This is a genomic window from Sphingomonas sp. Leaf242, assembly GCF_001422045.1.
Lineage (GTDB): Bacteria > Pseudomonadota > Alphaproteobacteria > Sphingomonadales > Sphingomonadaceae > Sphingomonas.
The window spans coordinates 68728-89755 of record NZ_LMLW01000001.1 but is presented as its reverse complement, the minus strand read 5'-3'; the positions used below and the strand labels follow the sequence as shown (position 1 = coordinate 89755).

The window sequence follows — 21028 nt, the reverse complement described above, 5'->3', positions numbered from 1 at the left end:
CCCCAGTGGTCTGGACCCCAAAGGTCTGCACCGCGTCGTTCATGAATGATCTCCTGCCGCGTCACGCAGGTGCGCGGGGATATAGTCGCTTTGCATGTTGTGCATGTGCACCCAGCCGCCCGCGGGCACGTCCGCCGTCGCCGACCCGATCGGCATGCCATATTTGACGATCTTGTCGCGCATTTTCAAGGACGAGACTGCGATCTTATGACCGAGATCGACCTTTTCGGTGATCGCCAGCGTGGTGCCCTCGACCATGATCGTCTCGCCGGGGATCAGGTTGCGGCAGGCTACCGCGACATTGTCGATGGGCGACAGGCGGATAGCGGCGGCGCTCATGGCGCCAACTCCGGCACCGGCGCATCGCCGCGCAGCAGCCCTTCGGTGCGCAACTCTTCCCAGAACGCCGGCGGAATCGACGCGTGATACAGGTCGACCGTCTGCGCCACGCGCGCCGCGCTGCCGATGCCCGGAATGACGCTGGCCACGAGCGGATGCGCGAGCACGAACGCGAGCGCTGCGGCAGGCAGAGCGACAGCGTGGCGGTCGGCGATCGCCTCGATTCCGCGCACGCGTGCCAGCACGTGGTCGGGCGCGGGTCCGTAGTCGTAATGGATCGTGCCGCTGCGCCGCGTGCCGGTCGCGAGGATGCCGCTGTTGTACGGACCACCGATCACGATCGACGTGCCCGCCGCGGCGCACGCCGGGAACAGCGCGTCGAGCGCATCCTGTTCGAGCAATGTATAGCGGCCGGCGAGCAGGATCGCGTCGAGCCGTGCCTCGGCCATGACGTCGAGGCAGACCTGGATCTCGTTGACGCCGATGCCGAAGCCCGTGATCGTGCCGTCGTCGCGCAGTCGCTCGAGTGCCTTAAGGCCGCCGCCGCTAGTCAGCTGCTGCCAGTAACCGTCCGCGGCGTCGCCATGCGTGTACCGGCCGATGTCGTGGACATAGAGCAGGTCTATCTTCGCCACGCCCAACCGCTGCAGGCTGTGCTCGTGGCTGCGCAGGATGCCGTCATGCGTGTAGTCGTAGCGCATCCGGAACGGCATCGGCGAGCGGAAGCCGTCGCGTTCGCGATCATCGGTGATCGAGGCATCGGGGTCCATCAACCGGCCGACCTTGGTCGAGACGACGGTATCCGGCTGCAACCGCAGCGCGTCGCCGACGCGCCGTTCGGAGAGCCCGCGGCCGTAATGCGGCGCGGTGTCGACATAGCGCAGCCCCGCGGCGAGCGCGGCATCGACCGCGGCGCGCGCATCGGAGTCGGCGACCGGCGCGTAGAGATTGCCGAGCGAGGCGGCACCGAAGCCGAGTTCGGGCACCGACAGCGCGGTGCGGCCGATCGGCCGGTGGGGAATAGGCGTCACAGGTCCAGGTCCAGTCGATAGATGCGGTTGGCGTTGCGGCCCCACAGGTCAGCCCGCTCGTCGTCGCTGCGATCGGCGAGCAAAGCCTCATAGGCGCCGAGCGTCTCGTCCAGCGTCGCGAACAGGCGGTCGGTGGGAAAATTGGTGGCGACCATCACGCGGCGAGTGCCGAACAGATCGATCACCTCGGCGACGATGTCGGCAAAGGCGGCGGGGTCGAACGGCGCGTGGATGAAGCCGGCCCCCGACAGCTTGATCGACACCTGCGGCATCGCCGCCAGCGCGGTTACCCCGGTGCGCCATTGATCGAGCCCGTCGCCGGGTATCGGCAATCCGAGATGATTGACGATGACGGGAACGCTCGGATGGAGCGCAGCGATCTCGACGAGCCCGGCAAGCTGCGCGGGGAAGCCGTGGAAATCGTAGCTGAGCGCGTGGTCGGCGAGCAGGCCGAAGCCGCGTCGCCAGGCCGGATCGATCGTCAGGTCGCGCGGATAGGCTTGTCGCACGGCGTCGGGGTGCCAGTTGACGAGGTGGCGGATACCGCGGACGCGTGGTCGTGCGGCCTGCCGGGCCAGCAGCGCCTCGACATCGGGATCGTCGAGTTCGACGCGCGCGATGATCGCGTCCGGCAAGCCATGCGCGTCCGCGACCGCGTTGAGCCAGTCGGTCTCGCGCTCGCCGTCGTCGCGGTGCGCGCCGGCGTCGATGTGCACCGCGCCGACGAGGTTCCACGCCGCCGCCGCCGCACAGTGGTGCGCGACCGTATAGGTGGCGGCGATCGGCGCGGTGTCCGGCTCGTCGAGCCAGGGATAGCGCAGGCCATCCCTGTCCCAGAGGTGCAGATGCGCATCGACGAACGGCGGTCGGGCCATCCTAGTGGCGCGGCTGCCAGGCGACGAAGTCCTGGCGTTGTTCGCCGAGTTTCTCGATGCCGAGCGTGACGACGTCACCCGCCTTCAGATACCAGGGCTCGGGCTTCTGGCCCATGCCGACGCCCGGCGGCGTGCCGGTGGTGATGATGTCGCCGGGCTCCAGCGTCATGAACTGCGAGCAATAGGCGACGATCTCGGCGACCGAGAAGATCATCGTCTTCGTGCTGCCGTCCTGCATCCGCTTGCCGTTGACGTCGAGCCACATCGACAGGTTCTGCGGATCGCCCACTTCGTCGGCGGTGACGAGCCACGGGCCGACCGGGCCGAAGGTCGGGAAGCCCTTGCCCTTGTCCCAGGTCGCGCCGCGTTCGATCTGCCAGTGCCGCTCGGAGACATCGTTGACCACGAGGTAGCCCGCGACATGCGCAAGTGCGTCGGCGGTTTCGACATATTCGGCGCGGGTGCCGATGACGATGCCGAGTTCGACTTCCCAGTCGGTCTTCTTCGAATCGCGCGGGATGACGACGGGGTCGTTCGCGCCCTGGAGACAGCTGACCCATTTGTTGAAGACGACCGGCTCCGCGGGAATCGGCAGGTTCGATTCGGCGGCGTGATCGGCGTAGTTCAGCCCGATCGCGATGAATTTGCGCGTGCCCGATACGGGCACGCCGTAGCGCTGCTCGCCCTCGACCAGCGGCAGCGTCGCGGGGTCGATCGCGGCGAGCTTCGCCAGCGCTTCGGGCGCCAGCGTTTCCGCGGCAATGTCGGCGTGACCGGTCAGCGCGCGCAGGCGGCCATCGGCATCGATCAGGCCCGGCTGTTCGTTTCCGGGCGTACCATAGCGACAAAGTTTCATAGATTATCCTTTGCAGAAACCAGAATGGAGCGATCGATCTTGGCGATCGTGTTGACGCCGGTAAGCGTCATCGCGACGCGCATTTCCTTTTCGATCAGGTCGAGCAGTTGGGTCACGCCCGCCTCGCCGAGCGCGGCCAGCGCATAGAGCCACGCGCGCCCGAGCAGGACGCCGTGTGCGCCCAGCGCGAGCATCCGCACGACGTCGAGACCCGAGCGCACGCCCGAATCCGCCAGCACGGTCAGCCGGTCGCCGACCGCATCGGCAATCGCCGGCAGCGCGCGCGCGGTCGACAGCACGCCGTCGAGCTGACGCCCGCCGTGGTTGGAGACGACGATCCCGTCCGCACCGACATCGGCGGCGGCGCGCGCATCGTCGGGGTCGAGGATACCCTTGATGATCAGCGGGCCGTCCCACGCGGCGCGAATCCAGTCGAGATCGCGCCACTGGATCGACGGATCGAAATTGGCGCCGAGCCAGCCCATGTAGTCGTTCATGCCGCTGGCCTTGCCGAGCACCGGCTCCAGATTGCCGAGCCGGTGCGGCCGCCCGCGCAGACCGACATCCCACGCCCAGCCCGGCCGTCCGATCGCCTGGAGCATTCGGCGCAATGGCGCGCGCGGCCCGGACATGCCCGAATGCGCGTCGCGGTAGCGGGCACCCGGTACCGGCATGTCGACCGTGAACACGAGCGCCTCCGCGCCTGCCGCCTTGGCGTTCGCGATCAGCTCGCGCATGAAACCACGGTCGCGCAGGACGTAGAGCTGGAACCACAACGGCCCGTCGGTGGCGCGGCGGACCTCGCCGATCCCGCACAGCCCGACGGTCGACAGCGTGAACGGCAGGCCGCGTGCGTTGGCGGCGCGCGCCGCCTGAGTCTCGCCGCGACGGCGATACATGCCGCCGATCCCGATCGGTGCGAGCGCCACGGGCAGCGGCATCTGCCGGCCGAACAAGGTGGTCGACAGATCGATCGTCGCGACGTCCTGCAACACCCGCTGGCGCAGCGCGATGTCGGCGAGATCGGCAGTGTTACGCCGCAGCGTCTGCTCGGCATACGCGCCACCGTCCGCATAATCGAACAGGAAGCGCGGCAGCCGTGCCTTCGCCGCACGCTGGAAATCGAGGGTCGAGGCGATCGTCACCATCGCATCAGGCCATGCACCAGCCGCCGTCGATCACGTGCAACTGCCCGGTGGTGTAGGCGCTCTCGTCCGATGCGAGATACAGCGCGAGCGCCGCGACCTCGTCGGCCTTGCCGAGCCGCCCCATCGGCTGACGTGCGATGAATGCGGCGCGCGCCGCGGCTTCGTCGCCCGTCGCGGCGAGCCGCTCGTCGAGCGAGGGCGACTGGACCGTCCCCGGGCAGATCGCGTTGCAGCGGATACCCTTGGCGACATAGTCGAGCGCGACCGAGCGGGTGATCCCGGCGACCGCGGCTTTCGAGGCGCAATAGGCGTAGCGGTTGCCGACGCCGATCACCGCGCCGGCGACCGAGGACATGTTGACGATCGAGCCACCGCCACGCGCGATCATCGCCGGCAGCAACGCGGTCAGCATGTGCGTGATCGCGTGGACGTTGAGATCGAACGACAGGTCGTAGCCCACATCCGCGGTCTCCAGCAGCACGCCCGCATCGACATAGCCCGCGCAGTTGAACAGCACGTCGACCCCGCCGGCAGTTTCAGCGAACGCCCTGATCGCGGCGCGATCGGTCAGGTCGATGACATGCGTGGTGCATCCGGCGAGATCCGCCAATGCCGCCGCGTTGCGATCGAGCGCGAGCACCTCGGCGCCCTCCGCAGCGAACAGTTCGGCCGCGGCGCGCCCGATACCCTGGCCGGCACCGGTCACGATCGCGCGCTTGCCCTTCAGTCTATCCATGTCGTCTTTCCTTTCAGATCGATGCCCGCGCGGTCGCGCCGCGGGCGTACAGTGCGAAGGCGAATACGCCGGCGAAACAGGCGGCCGGCACCAGCATCGCATGCGTGATCCCGGCGCGATCCGACACCCAGCCCATCAGCGCGGTCAGCGCCGCGCCGCCGATGATCGCCATGATGATCAACGACGACCCCGCTTTGCGCAGCGGTCCGAGACCCTCGACGCCGAGCGCGAAGATCGTCGGGAACTGGATCGACATGAACAGGCTGGCGGCGACCATCGCGTACAGGCCGAGCGTGCCGCCGACCGTTCCCGCGAACACCGCCAGCAGCAGCGAGATCGCCGAGAAGATCGCCAGCAACACGACCGGCGCAAGCCGCGCCATCAGCGCAGTGCCGACAAAGCGCCCCGCCGCGAACAGCACCAGCGACACGAACAGCGCATCGGCGCCGGCGCGTTCGCCCATCCCTGCGTTCGCCTGGGCGTAGCGGATCGTATAGCTCCACAGCCCGACCTGTGCGCCGACGTAGAAGAACTGCGCGACGACCGCGGCGATCAGCTGCGGGCGGCGGAACACGTCGGTGAAGCGACCCGTCGGGCCCTGATCATGCTCGACGCTGCCACGGGGGAACGGGACCAGCGCGGCGGCGACCGCGAACAGCAGCACGACGCCGGCGATCGCGACATAGGGCATCACCACCGCCTGCACTTCGGCGCGGTAGAACGCGTCGCGCGCCGCGTCGCTCATCGCCGCCAGGCTGCGTTCGTTATGCTCGATCCCCGACAGGATGAAATTGCGTCCGACGAGGATTCCGGTGATCGCGCCGAGCGGGTTGGCCGCCTGCGCCCAGTTGAGCCGCCGCGTCGCTGTGCGCGGATCGCCCAGTTCGGTCATCAGCGGGTTGGCCGATGTCTCGAGGAACGCGAGGCCGCAGGCGATCACGAACAAGGCGAGCAGGAACAGCTGGTACATGCCGGCGACAGCGGCGGGATAGAACAGCAACGCGCCGCACCCGTACAGCGTCAGCCCGGTCACGATCGCGGTCTTGTAACCGAAGCGCCGCATCACCGACGACGCCGGGATCGCGACGACGAAATAGCCGAAATAGAAGACCTGCTGGACGAAGCTGGTGCCAAAGTCCGACAGCGCGAACGCCTTGCGGAACTGCGCGATCAGGATGTCGTTCAGGTTGTTCGCCATCCCCCACAGGAAGAACAGCGCGACGGTGATGACGAGCGCGGCGACATAGCGACCGCCGTCAGCGCCGCCCGTCGAACGCGCGGCATGGTGAGGATCGGCCGGGTGAGAATCGATCATCGGCGGCAAGGCCATCCTGTCTCTCCAGTCTCGGTCGTTGCGACGCCGCGGAGGCCATCGATAGATGTGTGACTGCGAACCACCGCCTGCACACATGCGAGATCATATTTTCACGAGCGAGAGCTAACCGAGCGCCTCGCCTTTGGCAACCTCTTCCCCGGAGGCCACGCCCACAGGATGGGCGGGTCCCGTCGATGGCAGCCTCTAACCGGCTTGGTCGCCGAGCGAATATATGCGGTGCATCGGGACCCATTTTTCCCCGTCACCGGCGCACGACAGCGGGCGTTGGAAGCGATCCATCGCCGCCTCCCAGCGCGCGTCGACCGCGCTTCCCTCGGCGTCGAGGTCGCGTGGCCAGTCGTCGGCGACCTGCGCGATCATCACCAGGCGATCGGCGACACGCCAGATTTCCATGTCGGTGAAGCCCTTGTCGCGGATACCCCGCGTCACCTCGGGCCAGACCGCGCCCGGCGCATGCGCGCGTTCATAGTCGGCGATCAGATCCGCATTATCGACCAGATCGAGCGCGAAACACACGCGACGAGACATTTTTCTCTCCTCAATTCCGGCGACGGCTATCACCGGAAACTCGAATTTCGATTGCACATATGATAGGCGGGTCTCATTCTGCGTCAATCAGCCGGTCGTTGTGGAGCAGGCACCCTGCCCTCGGCGCGCGACCGGCGACGCAGAACGACCCAGCGACGCGGAACGACATAGTGGAGGAAGCAATGAAGGCATTGGTCTGCACGGCGCCCAACGCGGCGCGGATAGAAGACCGGCCGACGCCCCAGCGCGGCGAGGGCCAGGTCCTGCTGCGGATGCGGCGGGTCGGGATCTGCGGCACCGACTATCATATCTTCGACGGCAGCCAGCCGTTCTTCACCTATCCCCGCCTGATCGGCCACGAGCTCGCCGGCGAAGTGATCGAGGCGCCTGCGGACAGTGGGCTGACACCCGGCCAGATCGTGACGGTCAATCCCTACATCGCGTGCGGCACCTGCGTCGCGTGCCGGCGGGGGCGGCCCAATTGCTGCGCGCGGATCAGCGTGCTCGGCGTGCACGCCGACGGCGGCATGACCGAATTTCTCGCGGTGCCGATCGGTTCGATCGTGACGACCGACGGCCTGAGCGTCGATCAGGCGGCGATGGTCGAATTTCTCGCGATCGGCGCGCACGCGGTCCGCCGTGCCGCGATCGAACCGGGCACGCGCGTGCTGGTCACCGGGGCCGGGCCGATCGGCATCGGCTGCGCGCTGTTCGCGCGGATCGCCGGCGCCGGCTCCGTCACGCTGCTGGATCGCAGCGCAAGGCGTCTCGCGACCGCGGCGGAGCGGTTCGGTTTCGATGACGGCGTCGTCGCCGGCCCGGATGCGACCGCCGCGCTGGCGGATCGAACGGATGGCGAGATGTTCGACTATGTGTTCGACGCGACGGGCAGCAGCCAGGCGATGAAGGCGGGGCTGTTCAACGTCGCCAACGCCGGCACCTATGTCCTGGTCGGCCTGTGTCTCGACGATCTGGTCTTCCCCGACCCCGAATTCCACAAGCGCGAGACGACCCTGCTCGCCAGCCGCAACGCGCTCGCGGCGGATTTCGATCATGTCATCGCCTCGATCCGCAACGGCTCGGTCCCGGCCGACCGGTTCCTGACCGACCGCGTCGACCTCGACGACGCTCCGCACGCGATCCCGGCGCTGATCGCCCGGCAGGAAGACGTGCTGAAGGCGATCGTCACCATCTGAGTCGCCGAATGGACTGAGAGCCGGCGCCCACGCCATGCCCGCACGCCTTCCTTGGCGAGGCGGTTGCGGCTAGACATCAACGCCAGAACGGGGGGCGAGGAAACGATGGCGAAGCAGGAGGGGGACGCGGCGCAGCGCAAGGGCAACTACAATGCGCCCGCGCTCGACAAGGCGTTCCTGATCATCGAACTGCTCGCCAACAACCCGCAGGGGCTGCTGGCGAGCGAGATGGCGACCGCTCTGCAACGCTCGCTCGGCGAGCTGTTCCGCATCGTCGTGGTCATGGAAGAAGCGGGCTATCTGCAGAAATCCAAGGTCACCGACCGATACACCGTGACCTACAAGTTCCTCGACGTCGCCTATCGCGCCACCCCCGCGCGCAAGCTGGTCGTCACCGCGCAGCCCGAAATGCAAATGCTCGCCGCCGCGATCGGCCAGTCCTGTCATCTCGTGGTGGTGCAGCGCGCCGAAGGACTGGTCATCGCCCGCGAGGAAAATCCCGGCGTGCGCGGTTTTGCGCTGCGCGTCGGTGCCTCGATCGATCTGGTGCGCAGCTGCTCGGGCAGCGTCATCCTCGCCTTCACGCCCGAGGACGCGGCAGAACGGCTGCTCGCGCGCGCCTCCGCGCTGCGCAAGGAGCCGGTCGGGCACGCCGCGCTGGCCAAGACGCTCCGGCAGGTTCGTGCGCAGGGCCACGGTCTGCGCGAAAGCCCGGTAACGCGCGGCGTGACCGATATCAGCTGCCCGATCTTCGGCTTCGACGGCGAACTGCTCGCGGCGTTGACGGTGCCGTTCCTCGAGTTGCTCGACGGCTCGCAACTGGTCTCGATCGAAGACGCGTGTGCCGAACTCAAGCAGACCGGCCAGCGCATCTCGGTCGCGCTGGGCTGGCAGCCGCCGCGCAACGCCTGACGCGACGCGCCTGCGATAGCAAAACCGGTTAGGTGCCCATCACCCGTCAGCGCAATTCCAGCGCGACGATCTGATCCCACGCCTTGCCCAGCGGCGGCAGACCCGACAGTTCGATCCTGCCCTTGCCTGCCATGACCTTTACCGCTGCACCGCCGTCGAACAGCCGTGCGGACGCGATCCTGCCCCGCATCGGCCCATCGATCGGTAGCGTGACCAGCCCGTCGTGCGCGCGCATCAGATGGACATACACCGTCTTGCCACGCTGCGTGGTGACGCCCCAGTCCCCCGGCGCGGCCGGCCCGCCGCGCGTGCCGTAGATGGCCGTGCCATGCGCGGTCATCCATTCGCCGATCGGGTGGAAGGTCGCCAGGTTTTCAGGCTGGATCTCGCCGTTCGGCATCGGTCCAACGCTTCATCCACCCAACGATGGACGCCTTCTGCGGACCGTTCGGAACCATCGACGGCATTGGCGCCTTGCTGACCAGACAGTCCGGTTCAGAACCCTTGGAAGAACCGGCCTAACCCGCTTGCCGGGCGCTGCCCTTGGCCCGCACCTTCGTCCTCCCCGCAGGCCGTTTGAACCAGAAGCTCCAGACGCTCAACGTCCCGAGCAGGCCGAGAACGAGCCCCGACAACGTCATCACAAGGCGGTAGCCGAGCCCGCCGACCTTGGCGGCGTGCAGCGGATACAGGATGTTGTACGCGGCCACGACATTCGACAGCGACGCTGCATCGCGCGCGCCGATCAGACGGCCGTCATCGGCCGCGAACCACAGCGTCGTCCGCCCGTTCGGCAGCCATTCCTGCGGCCGCTTCATCCGGATCGTGATGAGTCCGCTCTCCTTGCGCGGCAGCGACAGGCTGCGCAGTTCGGCGTCGGGAAAGCGCGCGCGCGCCGCGACGATCATGCCCTCCCAGTCGAGATGGTCCGCAAGCGCGACCTTGGGGCCCTTCGGCGGCTTCAGTGCCGCGTCGATCGTCGTCGGTGCGCTGGGACCGAGGAACAGCGCGCTGATCGGCCGGAACACCAATGTCGCGCCGGTCAGCAGCGACAGGATCAGCAACGGTGCGGCGACGATCCCCAGATCGCGGTGATGCCGGACGATCGCCGGACGACTGATACGCTTTGGCAGCGGGCGGAACGCGAACGTCTTGCGCGTCCGCCACCACAGGATCGTCCCCGTGATCACGAAGAACAGCCCCGCCACGCCCGCGATGCCGATGATCGTCTCGCCGGTGTCGCCTGAAAACAGATGATGATGCAGGTCGAACAGCCACAATTCGGGCCGCGCCCATTGGCTATGCCACAGGCTGACGATCGTGCCCGCCTGATCGGTATAGGCCCCTGCCCCCTTGCCGAAATCGAGCCGGTCGAGCCCGAGATTGGCGTTGGCGAAGGTGATGCTCTGCGGCCGGTTCGCGGGGTCCGCCATCAACCGCTCGGTGGTCACGGCGAGGATGCGCGTGCTCTGGATCTGCGCGTCGCCGGCATGCGGCAGCATGATCCACGCATCGCGGTGGACGAGGATCGCGCCGGTCAAGCCGAGCAGCGCGAGGACCAGGCCTAGGAACCCGCCAGCCCAGCGGTGCAGCGTATCGAGCAGCGCCATGCTAGAACCGAACGTCCCAGCCGAGCGTGAAATTGCGCCCGCGCCCCGCGAAGAAATGCGCATTGTCGGTTGGCCGCACCGTGTCGCTGTAATAATCGATATAGAAATGGTCGAAGATGTTTTGCGCGCTCAGCGTCAGCGCGCCGATTGGCAACGCGTACCGTATCGAGGCGTCGGTGATATTGTAGCCGCTGAAGTCGTTTGCGGCGGGCAGCCCGGCATATTTACGCGCGAGGTAGAATTGCTGCTGCACGCGGGCGGACATCTTGCCGCGGACATAGCTCGCCGCGAGGTTGAGGCGATCGGGCGAGATGTTCGCACCGTCCAGATCGATATCGACCTTGCCGTCGTCGTTCGAGTCGGTGCGGCCGACGAGATGCGCGAACCCGGTCGACAGAGTCAGCCCCGGCAGGGGCATCCGCGCCTCCAGATTGACCTCGATGCCCTGGATCTCGACGCGCTGGCGCTGCGCTTCATACGCGCCGCCGACGAACACCAGCACCTGTCCTCGCGTGCTGGTCGACCAGAAATAGGTCGCGCTCGCGTTCATCGGTCCGCGCTTCACCTCGACGCCGAGTTCGCGGTTGTTCGACACGATCGGCGCGATGTCGACATAGCTGTCGAGGTCGACCCCGTCGCGGTTGATCGCGCGCGAGATGCGGCCGACATCGGGCACCGTAAAGCCCTGCGCATAGCTGCCATAGGCGCGGATGCCGGGGATCGGCTCGACGATGACGCCGCCGTTGAACAACGCCTTGCTGAAGCTCGGGCTGCCGCCGGCGACCGCGTGGCTGCCGTACGAGGCGAGCGTGGTGTAGTCGTCGATGACGATCTTCACATTCTCGTAGCGCGCGCCGCCGGCGATCCGTACGACCTTGTCGAACAGCGCGAGGTTGACCTGGCCGAACGGCGCGAGACTGCGGAAGTCGGCGGGTGGTACCCAGACGCGGTCGGTCGCGATCAGGCGTTGCTCGGTGCGATCGTACAGCGCGTCGAAGCCGAGCGTCGCGGTGAGCGCCTCGAAGCCGGGGACAGCGCGCTCGTAGCTGAACTTGCCGCCATATTTGCGCGAGCGGTTCTGCGACTGGTCGAACAGCGTGCCGACCGGTGCGAGCCGCACGTCCTGGAACGTCGCGATCGGTGCGACCTCACCGCCGAATGTGTCGCGCGACCGGTTGAAGAAGACCTGGGTGACGAGGTTGCCGCCCCACAGATCGGGATCGGTCAGCGACAGCGCGATGCTCTCGGTCCGGTTCTCGGCAGGGTCGCCCGGCGGGGTGCCGCGTACCGAGGTGGTTGGTAGGTTGATCCGGAAATTTCCGTTGCTGGCGATGTAGTTGCCGCCGCCCTTCAGCTCGAACCGGTTGGCGATCAGGTCGATCCGCGCGGTGTCGGTCAGCGCATAGCCGGCGCGTGCGAACACCGACCAGCTGCGCGAGTCCTGCGTTTCGCCTTGGGTCAGGTCGGTGCCGACGCGGTTGCCGTGGCCGTCGTAGAACGCACCGCGCTTGTCATACGCACCGCCCGCCATCACGTCGAAGCGCCCCGATTTCCACGCGAGCAGCCCGGCGACCTTGCCACCTTTGCCATCGCCGCTGAAGCCGGTGTCGGTCGTCCCCTGTACCAGCGCGCGGCCCGAAAGGCCTTCGGTGCGCGGCGGCTGCACGGTCACCTGGTTGACGATCCCGCCGGTGCCGCCGATCCCCTGCAACGCGTTCGAACCGTAGATCAATTCGACGCGGTCGATGAAGAACGGATCGATCGTGAAGCCGTCGCGCGACCCATCGCGCAGGGGTGTCGACTGCGGGATGCCGTTGATCGCATAGAGCGGCGAACGCCCGCGCAACGTCTCGCCCGCGCCCGACAGCTTCTGCCGCGTCGGCGAGAAGGACGGCGTCAGGTTCGATACCGCATCGACCACGGACCCGCCAATCGCGACCTGCTGGTCGAGCGCGGCGCGGTCGATCACGTCGATCGTCAGCGGCAGCGCGTTGGGCGGCAGGATGCTGCGGGTCGCACTGACGATGATATCCGCGGGGACGTCCGCAGACCGAGCGTCGGTATCGTCCCCCGCCGGCGTGAGTATCACCTGCGCGCGAACCGGCGAGGTCGTACCGACGATCGGCAAAGCCAGTAGAGTGAAAAGCCCAAACCGCATGATGTCCCCCGAATGAGGACGCCCCTACGCGACACGATACGCTAATGCAAATCGTTCGCATAAGTCGTTGTCCTGGCTGACACCGTTAATGTATATCAAGGCGTCGCCCCGCACCGGCATTCGGGGCGCGTAGTCCAGAGCGCAAAGCGGACACCCATTCATGTCGCTTAGCGGGCGGTACATCGTGTCAGCGTGCAGACGGGACTCGGGTACGCTTCGTTCGCAGAAGGCTCGACCAAGTTGGAGGCGGACTTGGCAGCAATCAGGCCGCGATATCCTTGCCTACGACCTGATCAACCACAGCAGCGCTTGTGCTTTTTCCCCGACCCGCAAGGGCACGGATCGTTGCGCCCGACTTTCGATGCCGTCGTCGCCAGCGCATCGAGCGAGGTCGTGCCGGCGAGGCGCGTACGCACCACGTACAGCAGTTGGACAGCGTCTGTCAGGGCCGACGCGGCACCGTCCTGCAGCGCGTTGATCTCCACGCTGTCGAGGTCGCTCTCGTCGCGCGCGACCGCGATCAGCGTCGTCAATTGCGACCAGGGTGCTGCGCTTTCAGCGTCGCCGGCCATCGCCTCCCGGGCGTTCGGACGTAGTGCGATCGCCTCGGCGAAGCCGTCGATCCAATATTCCCAAAGGACCTCGCCATCGCGCTCGTCGACGTCGAAGATCGGCTGAAGCTTGCCGCGGACAAGATCGCGCGCGATCTCTTCGCGTCGCGCCGCCACCGCGTCGGCGAACCATTGCACGTCCAGCGGGTCCTCGAACGGCGCGACGCCGTCGACGTCCGCTCCCCACACGACGGTCATCCATTCGCCCGGGGGGATCGCCTCCGGGCAAATCAGCAGCCCGGTGAGGAAGCCGTCGAGCTCGGTAAGCAGCATCGGCTCCTCGACGGCGAGGTCGGCGAGTGCACCATCGAGGCGCCGGAAGCGCGACGGGAATCGTTTCACAGGCGGATGTCGCGTCGGCGCATCTCGTCCCCCGCCATTTCGCGCAACGGCGTCGGATCGCCTGCGGCAAAGATGTCGGCGAGGTCGAGCAGATCCTCGTCGCCAAGCGCTTTCACCGACGCCTCTACCGCCGCAAGGCGCTCGAGCGCCCGCCCCGTCTCCGTCGCGCGCCGCTTGGTTCGTATCTTGAGCATGGACGTCCGCTAGCAGGATAAACCGGAAGTTACACTGGCGACCCCGCGTAAGATTAGCCGAAGGCCGGTTTGCGGACATCCCGCCGCATGTGCGCTTCCGATACTCGGGCGAAGGCAGAGCCTCCTTCAGTCCATGATCGAGCAAGGTCCGGGAGATCTTCAACGCGAAGTGCCAGACCGTCGTCAGGTGAGGCAGGTATGCCGCAGCCGCATGTTCATAATGTGCGCAGTCGCCACCAGGATGCCGCCAGTCACCGTGACGGCGACCTCGGCGTTGCCTTCCGGCAGGACGAACGCCCCTATCGTCATCAGACACAGTCCGGCGGCACCAAGGCACAGAGGCCATGATGTGGCGTGACGGGTCCGTCCGCCGATCAGCGCGATGACCGCTATCGGGACAGCCAACAGCAGCACCCAACGGTGGAAGCTTTCGGGGATGACCACAATCGTGGACACCATCGGCACCGCCGCCAGGAGGAGCGGTAGCGCAAGGCAATGCACCATGCACGCTGCCGATCCCGCCATCGCCGCCCGATCGAGCCAGTCCATTCCGCACGTCCGTATCGTTCTCATCTTGCCACGCCCGCCGTCAATATCGTAATGATACATCATATCATTTCATATGAGGTAAGTCGATGGTCCAGGATATGAAGCCGCTGTTGCCCGTGACGGTCCTGTCCGGATTCCTGGGTGCGGGTAAGACGACGCTTCTCAATAACATCCTCGCCAACCGCGAAGGCCGGCGGGTTGCGGTGATCGTCAACGACATGTCCGAGGTGAACATCGATGCGGATCTGGTGCGGAGCGGCGATACCGCCCTGTCACGCGGTGAAGACACGCTGGTCGAGATGACCAATGGCTGCATCTGCTGCACGCTGCGCGAGGACCTGCTCGTCGAGGTGCGAGCGCTTGCCGATGCGGGACGGTTCGACTGCCTGGTCATCGAAAGTACCGGTATCTCCGAACCGTTGCCGGTGGCCGCGACCTTTTCGTTCGAGAACGAACAAGGCGAAAGCCTGTCCGACGTCGCGCGGCTCGACACGATGGTGACGGTGGTCGACGCCGCCAACCTGCTGCGCGACTATGCCAGCACCGACTTTCTCGCCGATCGCGGCGAGGTGCTCGGCGACGACGATCGTCGCAGCCTGGTCGGGTTGCTGGTCGAGCAGATCGAGTTCGCGGACGTGATCGTCATCACCAAGGGCGATCTGGTCGACGCCGCGCAACTCGCGACCGTGCGAAAACTGGTCGCGTCGCTCAACGCCGATGCCCGCATCGTCGAGGCCGATCACGGACGCGTGCCGATCGATGCCGTTATCGAAACCGGGCTGTTCGACGACGAGAAGGCGGAGTTGCATCCGCTGTGGGCGAAGGAACTCTACGGTCATGCCGATCACCGTCCCGAGAGCGAAGAATACGGCGTCGAAAGCTTCGTCTACCGGGCTCGTGCGCCGTTCGACCCGGTGAAGTTCCACGACTTCGCGCGCGGCGGCTGGCCGGGTGTGGTCCGGGCGAAGGGGCATTTCTGGCTTGCGACGCGCCCCGACTGGTGTGGCGAACTCGCGCAGGCCGGCGCGCAGTCGGTGACGGAGGCGCTGGGCCGCTGGTGGGCCTGCGTGCCGGAACCGAAGCGGCCGAGCGGCGAAGCGTGGGACCGGATGGTCGCCGCGAAATGGTCGCCGATCTGGGGCGACCGACGGCAGGAACTGGTCTTCATCGGCATCGGCATCGACATGGACGAGGCCGAGATCCGGCGCCGTCTCGATGCCTGCCTGGTGCCCGCCGCCGCTTTCACCCCCCGGTTGTGGGAGGAGCTGCCCGATCCGTTCCCCGCCTGGGGCGTGCGGGAGATGGCGTGATGACCGACGCGTCGATACTCGCGCCGGTCCGATCGCACGTTCGTCGGGCACGGACCGTCGATGCGCTTGCCGCGATCCTCGAACCCGACGTCAATCTCGCGATCTGGGATCGACCATCGGTGCCGATCGGGCCGCTAGGCGGTTTCGGCACCATCCAAATGACGACGACGGTCGATCGCGCGCAGGAGGAACTGACCGGTGCGTTCGCGCAGCTACCCGCCGCCGCCTGGCATGCGGATATCGCCGCGGACATCGCCGCGCTCACCACGTCCTTCGCGGCGATCATGGCGCTGTCGCACGTCGTGATCCGGCTGGAGCGGGTGGTGGGCGATGCCTGCAAACGCTGGCACGCCGATTACGTCTCCGTCCGCCTGATCTGCACCTATCGCGGATCGGGAACGCAGTGGATCGAGCGGTCGGTCGAAAGCCCGGACGTACCGGTCGTCGAGACACCGCAATCGCTCGACGCGGGTGCGGTCGGTCTGTTCAAGGGCCGCGTTCTCGCTGGCGAGCAGGCGATCATCCACCGTTCGCCGCCGATCGCCGGCACCGGCGAGGAGCGGCTTCTGCTCGTGCTCGACTGTCCGCCACCAGCGGAAACCGCGGCGCTGTGGGCGAGCGCGATGCAACGTGGCTGACACATTACCGGTCCATTGCCCCTGCCAAACCGGCGCACGGCGTCTCATGATCCAAGCCATCAGGATACTCACTCCATGACGCGTTTGCCGCTTCTCCTCGCCGTCACGCTGGCGAGCCTTGGTGCCGTTGCCGGCGCGCAGCAGGCGCTCGGGCCGGCGGGATATCTCAAGCCCGGCGCGTTCGACGTGTTGGCCATCCTGCCGCCTGCCCCCAGGTCCACCGACCCTCGCGGGATCGCCGACCGTGCGATCTTCAAGGCAACACGCGCGTTGCAGGGCAGTCCGCGCTGGGCGCTGGCCACCAACGACGTGAAGTCCGCGCCCGCCGACCTGTTCCGCGACTTCAGTTGTGCGATGGGGATCGTGCTCACGCCCGAGAACGCCCCGCGGACCGCCGCGCTGCTTCGGCGCGCCATGTTCGACACATCCCGTCAAACCAACGGTGCCAAGACATTCTACAAGCGGCAGCGACCGTTCCTGATCGACCGCGGACCGATCTGCCAGCCCGCCGCCGAGGTCGCTGACAGCTATGATTACCCGTCGGGCCACACGACCGCAGGCTGGACGATGGCGACGTTGCTTGCGCAGATCGCGCCCGATCGCGCGACCGCCCTGCTCGCACGCGGCCGGGCTTATGGCGAAAGCCGGATCGTGTGCGGCGTCCACAATGCCAGCGCCGTCGAGGCGGGGCGGCTGTCGGCGTCGTCGACGCTGACAGCGATGCATGGCGACCCGGCCTTCACCGCGGATCTCGCCGCAGCCAGGCAGGAGATCGCGGCGCTTCGACACGACGGCGGAACGGCGAAACCCGACGCTGCGCTCTGCACAGGCGAAGCGGCCCTCGTCGCCCAGCCCCTCTACTGACGAGACCATCATGACCGACACCACCTCGCGCCTGCTCCTCAATCGCCGCACCATGATCGGCGCCGCCGCGGCGCTGGTCGGCGCGCCGGCGATCCTGCGCGCCCAACAACTGTTCGCCGCCTACCCGTTTCGCCTCGGCATCGCGGCGGGCGATCCGGCAGCGGACGGCTTCGTCATCTGGACCCGGCTCGCGCCCGATCCGCTCGCCGAGCATGGCGGCATGCCGATGCAGCCGGTCGAGGTCGATTGGCAGGTCGCAACCGACCCGCGCTTTGCGACGCTCGTCGCGGGCGGCAAGACGCTGGCGCGGCCCGAACTCGCCCACTCCGTCCATGTCGAGGTTGCGGGCCTGCTACCCGATCGGCCGTATTGGTACCGGTTCACGGTCGGCAGCGAGCGCTCGACCACGGGATGCGCACGCACGCTGCCGGTCGCCGGTGCGCCACTCGACCGGCTACGGTTCGCGGTCGCCGGCTGCCAGAACTACGAGGACGGCCTCTACACCGCCTATCGTCACCTCGCGGCGGACGATCCCGCCTTCGTCTTCCATTACGGCGACTATATCTACGAAGGGCGAAGCGCGCCGATGCCGGTCGGCTATGACGGCAAGCCCCGCCGCTTCGTCCGCGAACATGCCGGGCAGAAGCTGTTCGACCTCGCCGATTATCGCCGCCGCTACGCCCAGTACAAGACCGACCCGGACCTCCAGGCCGCCCACGCGGCCGCGGCGTGGTTCGTCACGTTCGACGATCACGAAGTCGAAAACAACTGGGTCGGCGAGATCGACCAGGAGAACGACCCGCCCGAGGTGTTCGCACTGCGCCGGGCGGCGGCATTCCAGGCCTATTACGAGCATATGCCGCTGCGTCGCTCGGCGTTTCCGGGGCCTGCGGGGATGCAGATCTATCGCCGCGCGACGATCGGCAATCTGCTCGACCTGCATTTGCTCGACACCCGGCAGTTCCGGACCGACCAACCCTGCGATGACGGCTTCAAGACGCGTTGCAAGGGCTGGGCGGATCCCGCGGCGCAGGTCATGGGACGCGCGCAGGAGGCGTGGCTGGCGACGGCGCTGAAGCAGAAGAAGGCGCGGTGGAACGCGCTGGCGCAGCAGGTGATGATGATGCCGCTCGACCGGCGCACCGGCGATGAGCCCGCGCCGATCCGCAACATGGACAGCTGGGGCGGCTACGACGCGCCGCGCGAACGCGTGTTGAAGATGGTCGAGGGGCTCGGCAATGCCGTCGTCCTGACCGGCGACGAGCATCAGAACTATGCTGGCGTGCTGCGTACCGGGGGTGGCCAGGGGGATGCCGTCGCCGTCGAGTTCGTCGGCACGTCGATCAGCTCGGGCGGCGACGGTGCGGATCGCCGGGTCGGCGAAGACCGGATACGCGCCCGCAACCCGTTCCTCGCCTGGACCAACGACCGTCGCGGTTACCTGCTGTGCGACGTGGGTACGGACCAGTGGAAAACGCAGTTCCGGACGGTCGATACCGTCGCGCGCCCCGACGGTGCTGTCAAAACGGCCGGCACGGCGATCGTCGAGCACGGCCGTGCCGCCGTGACGATGACCTGAATTCCGCTTCGCGCGACGATCGGAACGCTTCGGCATTTCTCCGGTCGTCCCGGTGCACCAAGACCCGGTTCTCGAGGGACACGAGCCCAGCGCGCGGAGGCTAGGTCTGGAAATCTGGCCAGGTCGGCGGTGCTTCGCGTTCGGTGGGCGCGTCGTCCCCAGGACCAATAATCGCAACGGTATCGCTCACCCGCGCCGTGAACAGCAGGGCCGCGAGTGTCACGCCGATGACGATCTCGGCGACCTGACCACCGGCGGCGGCGACGCCGATGATCAGGCTGCCAGTCGAGGCGATCTCGTCATTGGCCCGTCATTGGCGCCGAGCACCGCCGCGCGAAGCCAGCCGATCCGATCGGTGACGTGACGTGACGTGACGTGACGTTCGCGGTGCGACGACACCGCGCCCATGTCAGACGATTTCGAGCATGTTCTCGACCTTCACCGCGCCCGGCGCCGCCCAGGCGGTGCGCTCGGCGACCATCCGGTCGTGCGGCGAATCGACCGAGCCGGTGAGCCGCACCGTGCCGCCGTCGACCGACACTTTGATCGTGTCGCCGTCGAAGAACCACGAGCGGTGCAGCGCGGTGCGGATGTCGTTGCTGACGTCGGTCACGTCGACGCGCGGCTTCAGCGTGACGTGGTTGATCACGCCGACCACGCCTGCGAGCGGCCGTACCGCCGCCTCGGCTGCGTCCTTCTGGAAATGCCAGCGCACTTCGCCGCGCAGGCTGACCCAGCCATCCTCGACCTGCGCCTTGATGCTGTCATGCGGAACAGTGGTATCCCAGGAGAGGCGCTCGACGATCGCGCTGGCGATCGCCTCGTCCCCACGCTTGAAGCGGTCCTCCAGCTGCACCTCGATCGCCTCGGCGACCGCCTTCACGCCATCGACGCGCGCGGCGGCGCGTTCGGCGGCGTATTTTGCGGCGTAGCTGCCGGCGTGGCCGCTCAGCGTGACGACGCCGTTGTTCGCGGTGACGGCGATGTGACCGGCGGGGACGCTCGGGTCCCAGTTGAGTTCGGCGAGTACGGCTTTCTGCAATCTGGCGTCGTGAGACATGACACGCTCCTGGAGACAGCGCGGAGAGGCCCGAGCCGATGACCACACCCTATCGCCGCGACCGGTCGCGGCCAGCGTCGGGAACTACGCACATGCCGCGCTTATGCGTAGTTCCCGATCCTTTCATGCGCCCGCCCTAACGCCGACAGCTCGGCGAAAGAGGGAGACCGCGCATGACCTATTCGACCCTGATGGTGCATCTCGACGGCGGCCGACCTAACGCCGTCCTGCTCGACGTCGCGGCCACGCTTGCCGATCAGCATGACGCCGCGGTGATCGGCATCGCCGCCTGCCAGCCGGTGCCGATCGGCACGTGCGACGGCTATCTCGGCGGCGACTATGCGGTGATCGAGCGCGATATCGTCGCCGACGAACTCGCCCGCGCCAAGACCGAGTTTTACGCGCACGAACGGCTCGCCAAGCACGTCCTCGAATGGCGGTCGATCCCGACGATCGTCAACATCGCGCACGTCGTCGCGGAGAACGCGCGCGCCGCCGATCTCGTCATCACCAGCGCTGGCCCAGGGTTTGCCGACCGCGCGACGCATGCCGACACCGGCGATCTCATCCTGCGCGCCGGCCGCCCGGTGCTGATCGTTCCCGACGGCGCCGCGACCGCCATCTTCTCGACGATCATGATCGCGTGGACGGATACGCGCGAATGCCGCCGCGCGATCAGCGATGCGTTGCCGATGCTCCACGCCGCCGACCGGGTCGTGATCGTCGAGGTGGCGATCGACGCGATCGACGCGCGGAAACCGATCGACGACGTCACCGCCTGGCTCGCACGCCACGGCGTCGATGCGGATAAGATCGTCGCGCGGATGAAAGGCACCAGCATCGACACGCTCGCGGGCATCGCGAACGACGTCGAGGCCGACCTCGTCGTCGCGGGCGCCTATGGTCACAGCCGGATCCGCGAATGGGCGTTCGGCGGCGTCACCCGCGACCTGCTGCTGCGCGACCGGCGTTGCACATTGCTGTCGCACTGAACCGTGACGGGCGCCGTGATCCGCAATTATCTTGGCCCGGTTGCCAAGGCGAACCGAAGACTAGTCGTCGGCGTCACGACCTTGTCGGCAATCGCGATCATCGAAGGACTATTAGCATATAGCGGGTCTTTGGCTTAACATGCGTCATGGTCCGAACGAGGGCG

General features: G+C 67.2%; 22 protein-coding genes. 7 read left to right on the top strand and 15 right to left on the bottom strand.

From position 1 onward, the window contains the following. Positions 1–39: 39 nt before the first annotated feature. The 8 genes from ASF09_RS00440 to ASF09_RS00405 form a co-directional block, all read right to left on the bottom strand. Positions 40–339, bottom strand: a complete 300-nt coding sequence (locus ASF09_RS00440) for a UxaA family hydrolase (protein WP_060523786.1) — start codon at positions 337–339, stop codon at positions 40–42. Next, the gene (locus ASF09_RS00435) at positions 336–1370 is read right to left on the bottom strand and encodes an aldo/keto reductase (RefSeq protein WP_060523784.1); all 1035 of its coding nucleotides are present in this window, start codon (positions 1368–1370) and stop codon (positions 336–338) included. The genes ASF09_RS00440 and ASF09_RS00435 overlap by 4 nt, the downstream gene beginning before the upstream one ends. Continuing rightward, entirely contained in the window at positions 1367–2245 is an 879-nt protein-coding gene (locus ASF09_RS00430; RefSeq protein ID WP_060523782.1) for an amidohydrolase family protein, read from the bottom strand. The genes ASF09_RS00435 and ASF09_RS00430 overlap by 4 nt, the downstream gene beginning before the upstream one ends. Before the next feature lies 1 nt (position 2246). Continuing rightward, complete coding sequence (locus ASF09_RS00425) at positions 2247–3101, bottom strand: fumarylacetoacetate hydrolase family protein (protein ID WP_060523780.1); 855 nt, start codon at positions 3099–3101, stop codon at positions 2247–2249. Then, the gene (gene lldD / locus ASF09_RS00420; protein WP_443024927.1) at positions 3098–4249 is read right to left on the bottom strand and encodes an FMN-dependent L-lactate dehydrogenase LldD; all 1152 of its coding nucleotides are present in this window, start codon (positions 4247–4249) and stop codon (positions 3098–3100) included. Before lldD ends, ASF09_RS00425 begins: the two co-directional genes overlap by 4 nt. A 4-nt stretch (positions 4250–4253) precedes the next feature. Continuing rightward, positions 4254–4985, bottom strand: a complete 732-nt coding sequence (locus ASF09_RS00415; protein ID WP_060523778.1) for an SDR family oxidoreductase — start codon at positions 4983–4985, stop codon at positions 4254–4256. A gap of 13 nt (positions 4986–4998) precedes the next feature. Next, the gene (fucP, locus tag ASF09_RS00410) at positions 4999–6300 is read right to left on the bottom strand and encodes an L-fucose:H+ symporter permease (RefSeq protein ID WP_082443967.1); all 1302 of its coding nucleotides are present in this window, start codon (positions 6298–6300) and stop codon (positions 4999–5001) included. 204 nt (positions 6301–6504) lie between these two features. Beyond that, the gene (locus ASF09_RS00405) at positions 6505–6849 is read right to left on the bottom strand and encodes an L-rhamnose mutarotase (RefSeq protein WP_060523776.1); all 345 of its coding nucleotides are present in this window, start codon (positions 6847–6849) and stop codon (positions 6505–6507) included. A gap of 182 nt (positions 6850–7031) precedes the next feature. On the opposite strand from ASF09_RS00405, the gene ASF09_RS00400 reads away from it, so the two are divergent. Together ASF09_RS00400 and ASF09_RS00395 are read left to right on the top strand one after the other, a co-directional pair. Continuing rightward, complete coding sequence (locus ASF09_RS00400; protein ID WP_060523774.1) at positions 7032–8045, top strand: zinc-binding alcohol dehydrogenase family protein; 1014 nt, start codon at positions 7032–7034, stop codon at positions 8043–8045. A gap of 105 nt (positions 8046–8150) precedes the next feature. After that, positions 8151–8957: an IclR family transcriptional regulator gene (locus tag ASF09_RS00395; protein WP_060523772.1), complete on the top strand. Its 807-nt coding sequence runs from the start codon at positions 8151–8153 to the stop codon at positions 8955–8957. A gap of 46 nt (positions 8958–9003) precedes the next feature. On the opposite strand, the gene ASF09_RS00390 is transcribed toward ASF09_RS00395, so the two are convergent. The 6 genes from ASF09_RS00390 to ASF09_RS00365 form a co-directional block, all read right to left on the bottom strand. After that, a complete protein-coding gene (locus ASF09_RS00390; protein WP_060523769.1) occupies positions 9004–9357 on the bottom strand; it encodes a hypothetical protein in 354 nt (117 codons plus the stop codon). 118 nt (positions 9358–9475) lie between these two features. Continuing rightward, a complete protein-coding gene (locus tag ASF09_RS00385) occupies positions 9476–10567 on the bottom strand; it encodes a PepSY-associated TM helix domain-containing protein (protein WP_060523767.1) in 1092 nt (363 codons plus the stop codon). Position 10568: 1 nt separating this feature from the next. Further along, on the bottom strand, positions 10569–12725 hold the full coding sequence (locus tag ASF09_RS00380) for a TonB-dependent receptor (RefSeq protein ID WP_082443966.1): 2157 nt from the start codon (positions 12723–12725) through the stop codon (positions 10569–10571). A gap of 293 nt (positions 12726–13018) precedes the next feature. Continuing rightward, on the bottom strand, positions 13019–13678 hold the full coding sequence (locus tag ASF09_RS00375) for a UPF0149 family protein (protein ID WP_060523765.1): 660 nt from the start codon (positions 13676–13678) through the stop codon (positions 13019–13021). Then, positions 13675–13872, bottom strand: coding sequence for a hypothetical protein (locus tag ASF09_RS00370; RefSeq protein WP_060523763.1), 198 nt, complete (start codon positions 13870–13872; stop codon positions 13675–13677). The genes ASF09_RS00375 and ASF09_RS00370 overlap by 4 nt, the downstream gene beginning before the upstream one ends. 183 nt (positions 13873–14055) lie before the next feature. Further along, a complete protein-coding gene (locus ASF09_RS00365) occupies positions 14056–14421 on the bottom strand; it encodes a MerC domain-containing protein (protein ID WP_162237212.1) in 366 nt (121 codons plus the stop codon). A 98-nt stretch (positions 14422–14519) separates the two neighbouring features. On the opposite strand from ASF09_RS00365, the gene ASF09_RS00360 reads away from it, so the two are divergent. From ASF09_RS00360 to ASF09_RS00345, 4 genes are all read left to right on the top strand, one after another. Further along, positions 14520–15731 (top strand): GTP-binding protein, encoded by a 1212-nt coding sequence (locus ASF09_RS00360; protein WP_200912494.1) that lies wholly within the window; start codon positions 14520–14522, stop codon positions 15729–15731. Next, a complete protein-coding gene (locus tag ASF09_RS00355) occupies positions 15731–16369 on the top strand; it encodes a DUF1826 domain-containing protein (RefSeq protein WP_060523760.1) in 639 nt (212 codons plus the stop codon). Before ASF09_RS00360 ends, ASF09_RS00355 begins: the two co-directional genes overlap by 1 nt. Positions 16370–16444: 75 nt before the next feature. Next, entirely contained in the window at positions 16445–17233 is a 789-nt protein-coding gene (locus ASF09_RS00350; RefSeq protein ID WP_060523758.1) for an acid phosphatase, read from the top strand. A 10-nt stretch (positions 17234–17243) separates the two neighbouring features. Then, the gene (locus ASF09_RS00345) at positions 17244–18812 is read left to right on the top strand and encodes an alkaline phosphatase D family protein (RefSeq protein ID WP_060523756.1); all 1569 of its coding nucleotides are present in this window, start codon (positions 17244–17246) and stop codon (positions 18810–18812) included. A gap of 409 nt (positions 18813–19221) precedes the next feature. Here the strand turns inward: ASF09_RS00345 and ASF09_RS00340 are convergent, their stop codons facing one another. Beyond that, positions 19222–19872 carry a BON domain-containing protein gene (locus ASF09_RS00340; protein ID WP_060523753.1) on the bottom strand — a complete coding sequence of 217 codons (651 nt, stop codon included), beginning with the start codon at positions 19870–19872 and terminating at the stop codon, positions 19222–19224. Between the two features lie 173 nt (positions 19873–20045). Between ASF09_RS00340 and ASF09_RS00335 the strand changes: the two genes are divergently transcribed. Continuing rightward, positions 20046–20864 carry a universal stress protein gene (locus ASF09_RS00335; RefSeq protein ID WP_060523751.1) on the top strand — a complete coding sequence of 273 codons (819 nt, stop codon included), beginning with the start codon at positions 20046–20048 and terminating at the stop codon, positions 20862–20864. Positions 20865–21028: the final 164 nt, after the last annotated feature.

Coding starts and splice junctions, on each gene's coding strand:
- ASF09_RS00440 (WP_060523786.1), bottom strand. CDS start 339: ATGAGCGCCGCCGCTATCCGCCTGTCGCCCATCGACAATGTCGCGGTA.
- ASF09_RS00430 (WP_060523782.1), bottom strand. CDS start 2,245: ATGGCCCGACCGCCGTTCGTCGATGCGCATCTGCACCTCTGGGACAGG.
- ASF09_RS00425 (WP_060523780.1), bottom strand. CDS start 3,101: ATGAAACTTTGTCGCTATGGTACGCCCGGAAACGAACAGCCGGGCCTG.
- lldD (WP_443024927.1), bottom strand. CDS start 4,249: ATGGTGACGATCGCCTCGACCCTCGATTTCCAGCGTGCGGCGAAGGCA.
- ASF09_RS00415 (WP_060523778.1), bottom strand. CDS start 4,985: ATGGATAGACTGAAGGGCAAGCGCGCGATCGTGACCGGTGCCGGCCAG.
- fucP (WP_082443967.1), bottom strand. CDS start 6,300: ATGATCGATTCTCACCCGGCCGATCCTCACCATGCCGCGCGTTCGACG.
- ASF09_RS00405 (WP_060523776.1), bottom strand. CDS start 6,849: ATGTCTCGTCGCGTGTGTTTCGCGCTCGATCTGGTCGATAATGCGGAT.
- ASF09_RS00400 (WP_060523774.1), top strand. CDS start 7,032: ATGAAGGCATTGGTCTGCACGGCGCCCAACGCGGCGCGGATAGAAGAC.
- ASF09_RS00395 (WP_060523772.1), top strand. CDS start 8,151: ATGGCGAAGCAGGAGGGGGACGCGGCGCAGCGCAAGGGCAACTACAAT.
- ASF09_RS00390 (WP_060523769.1), bottom strand. CDS start 9,357: ATGCCGAACGGCGAGATCCAGCCTGAAAACCTGGCGACCTTCCACCCG.
- ASF09_RS00385 (WP_060523767.1), bottom strand. CDS start 10,567: ATGGCGCTGCTCGATACGCTGCACCGCTGGGCTGGCGGGTTCCTAGGC.
- ASF09_RS00380 (WP_082443966.1), bottom strand. CDS start 12,725: ATGCGGTTTGGGCTTTTCACTCTACTGGCTTTGCCGATCGTCGGTACG.
- ASF09_RS00370 (WP_060523763.1), bottom strand. CDS start 13,872: ATGCTCAAGATACGAACCAAGCGGCGCGCGACGGAGACGGGGCGGGCG.
- ASF09_RS00365 (WP_162237212.1), bottom strand. CDS start 14,421: ATGGACTGGCTCGATCGGGCGGCGATGGCGGGATCGGCAGCGTGCATG.
- ASF09_RS00360 (WP_200912494.1), top strand. CDS start 14,520: ATGAAGCCGCTGTTGCCCGTGACGGTCCTGTCCGGATTCCTGGGTGCG.
- ASF09_RS00355 (WP_060523760.1), top strand. CDS start 15,731: ATGACCGACGCGTCGATACTCGCGCCGGTCCGATCGCACGTTCGTCGG.
- ASF09_RS00350 (WP_060523758.1), top strand. CDS start 16,445: ATGACGCGTTTGCCGCTTCTCCTCGCCGTCACGCTGGCGAGCCTTGGT.
- ASF09_RS00345 (WP_060523756.1), top strand. CDS start 17,244: ATGACCGACACCACCTCGCGCCTGCTCCTCAATCGCCGCACCATGATC.
- ASF09_RS00340 (WP_060523753.1), bottom strand. CDS start 19,872: ATGTCTCACGACGCCAGATTGCAGAAAGCCGTACTCGCCGAACTCAAC.
- ASF09_RS00335 (WP_060523751.1), top strand. CDS start 20,046: ATGACCTATTCGACCCTGATGGTGCATCTCGACGGCGGCCGACCTAAC.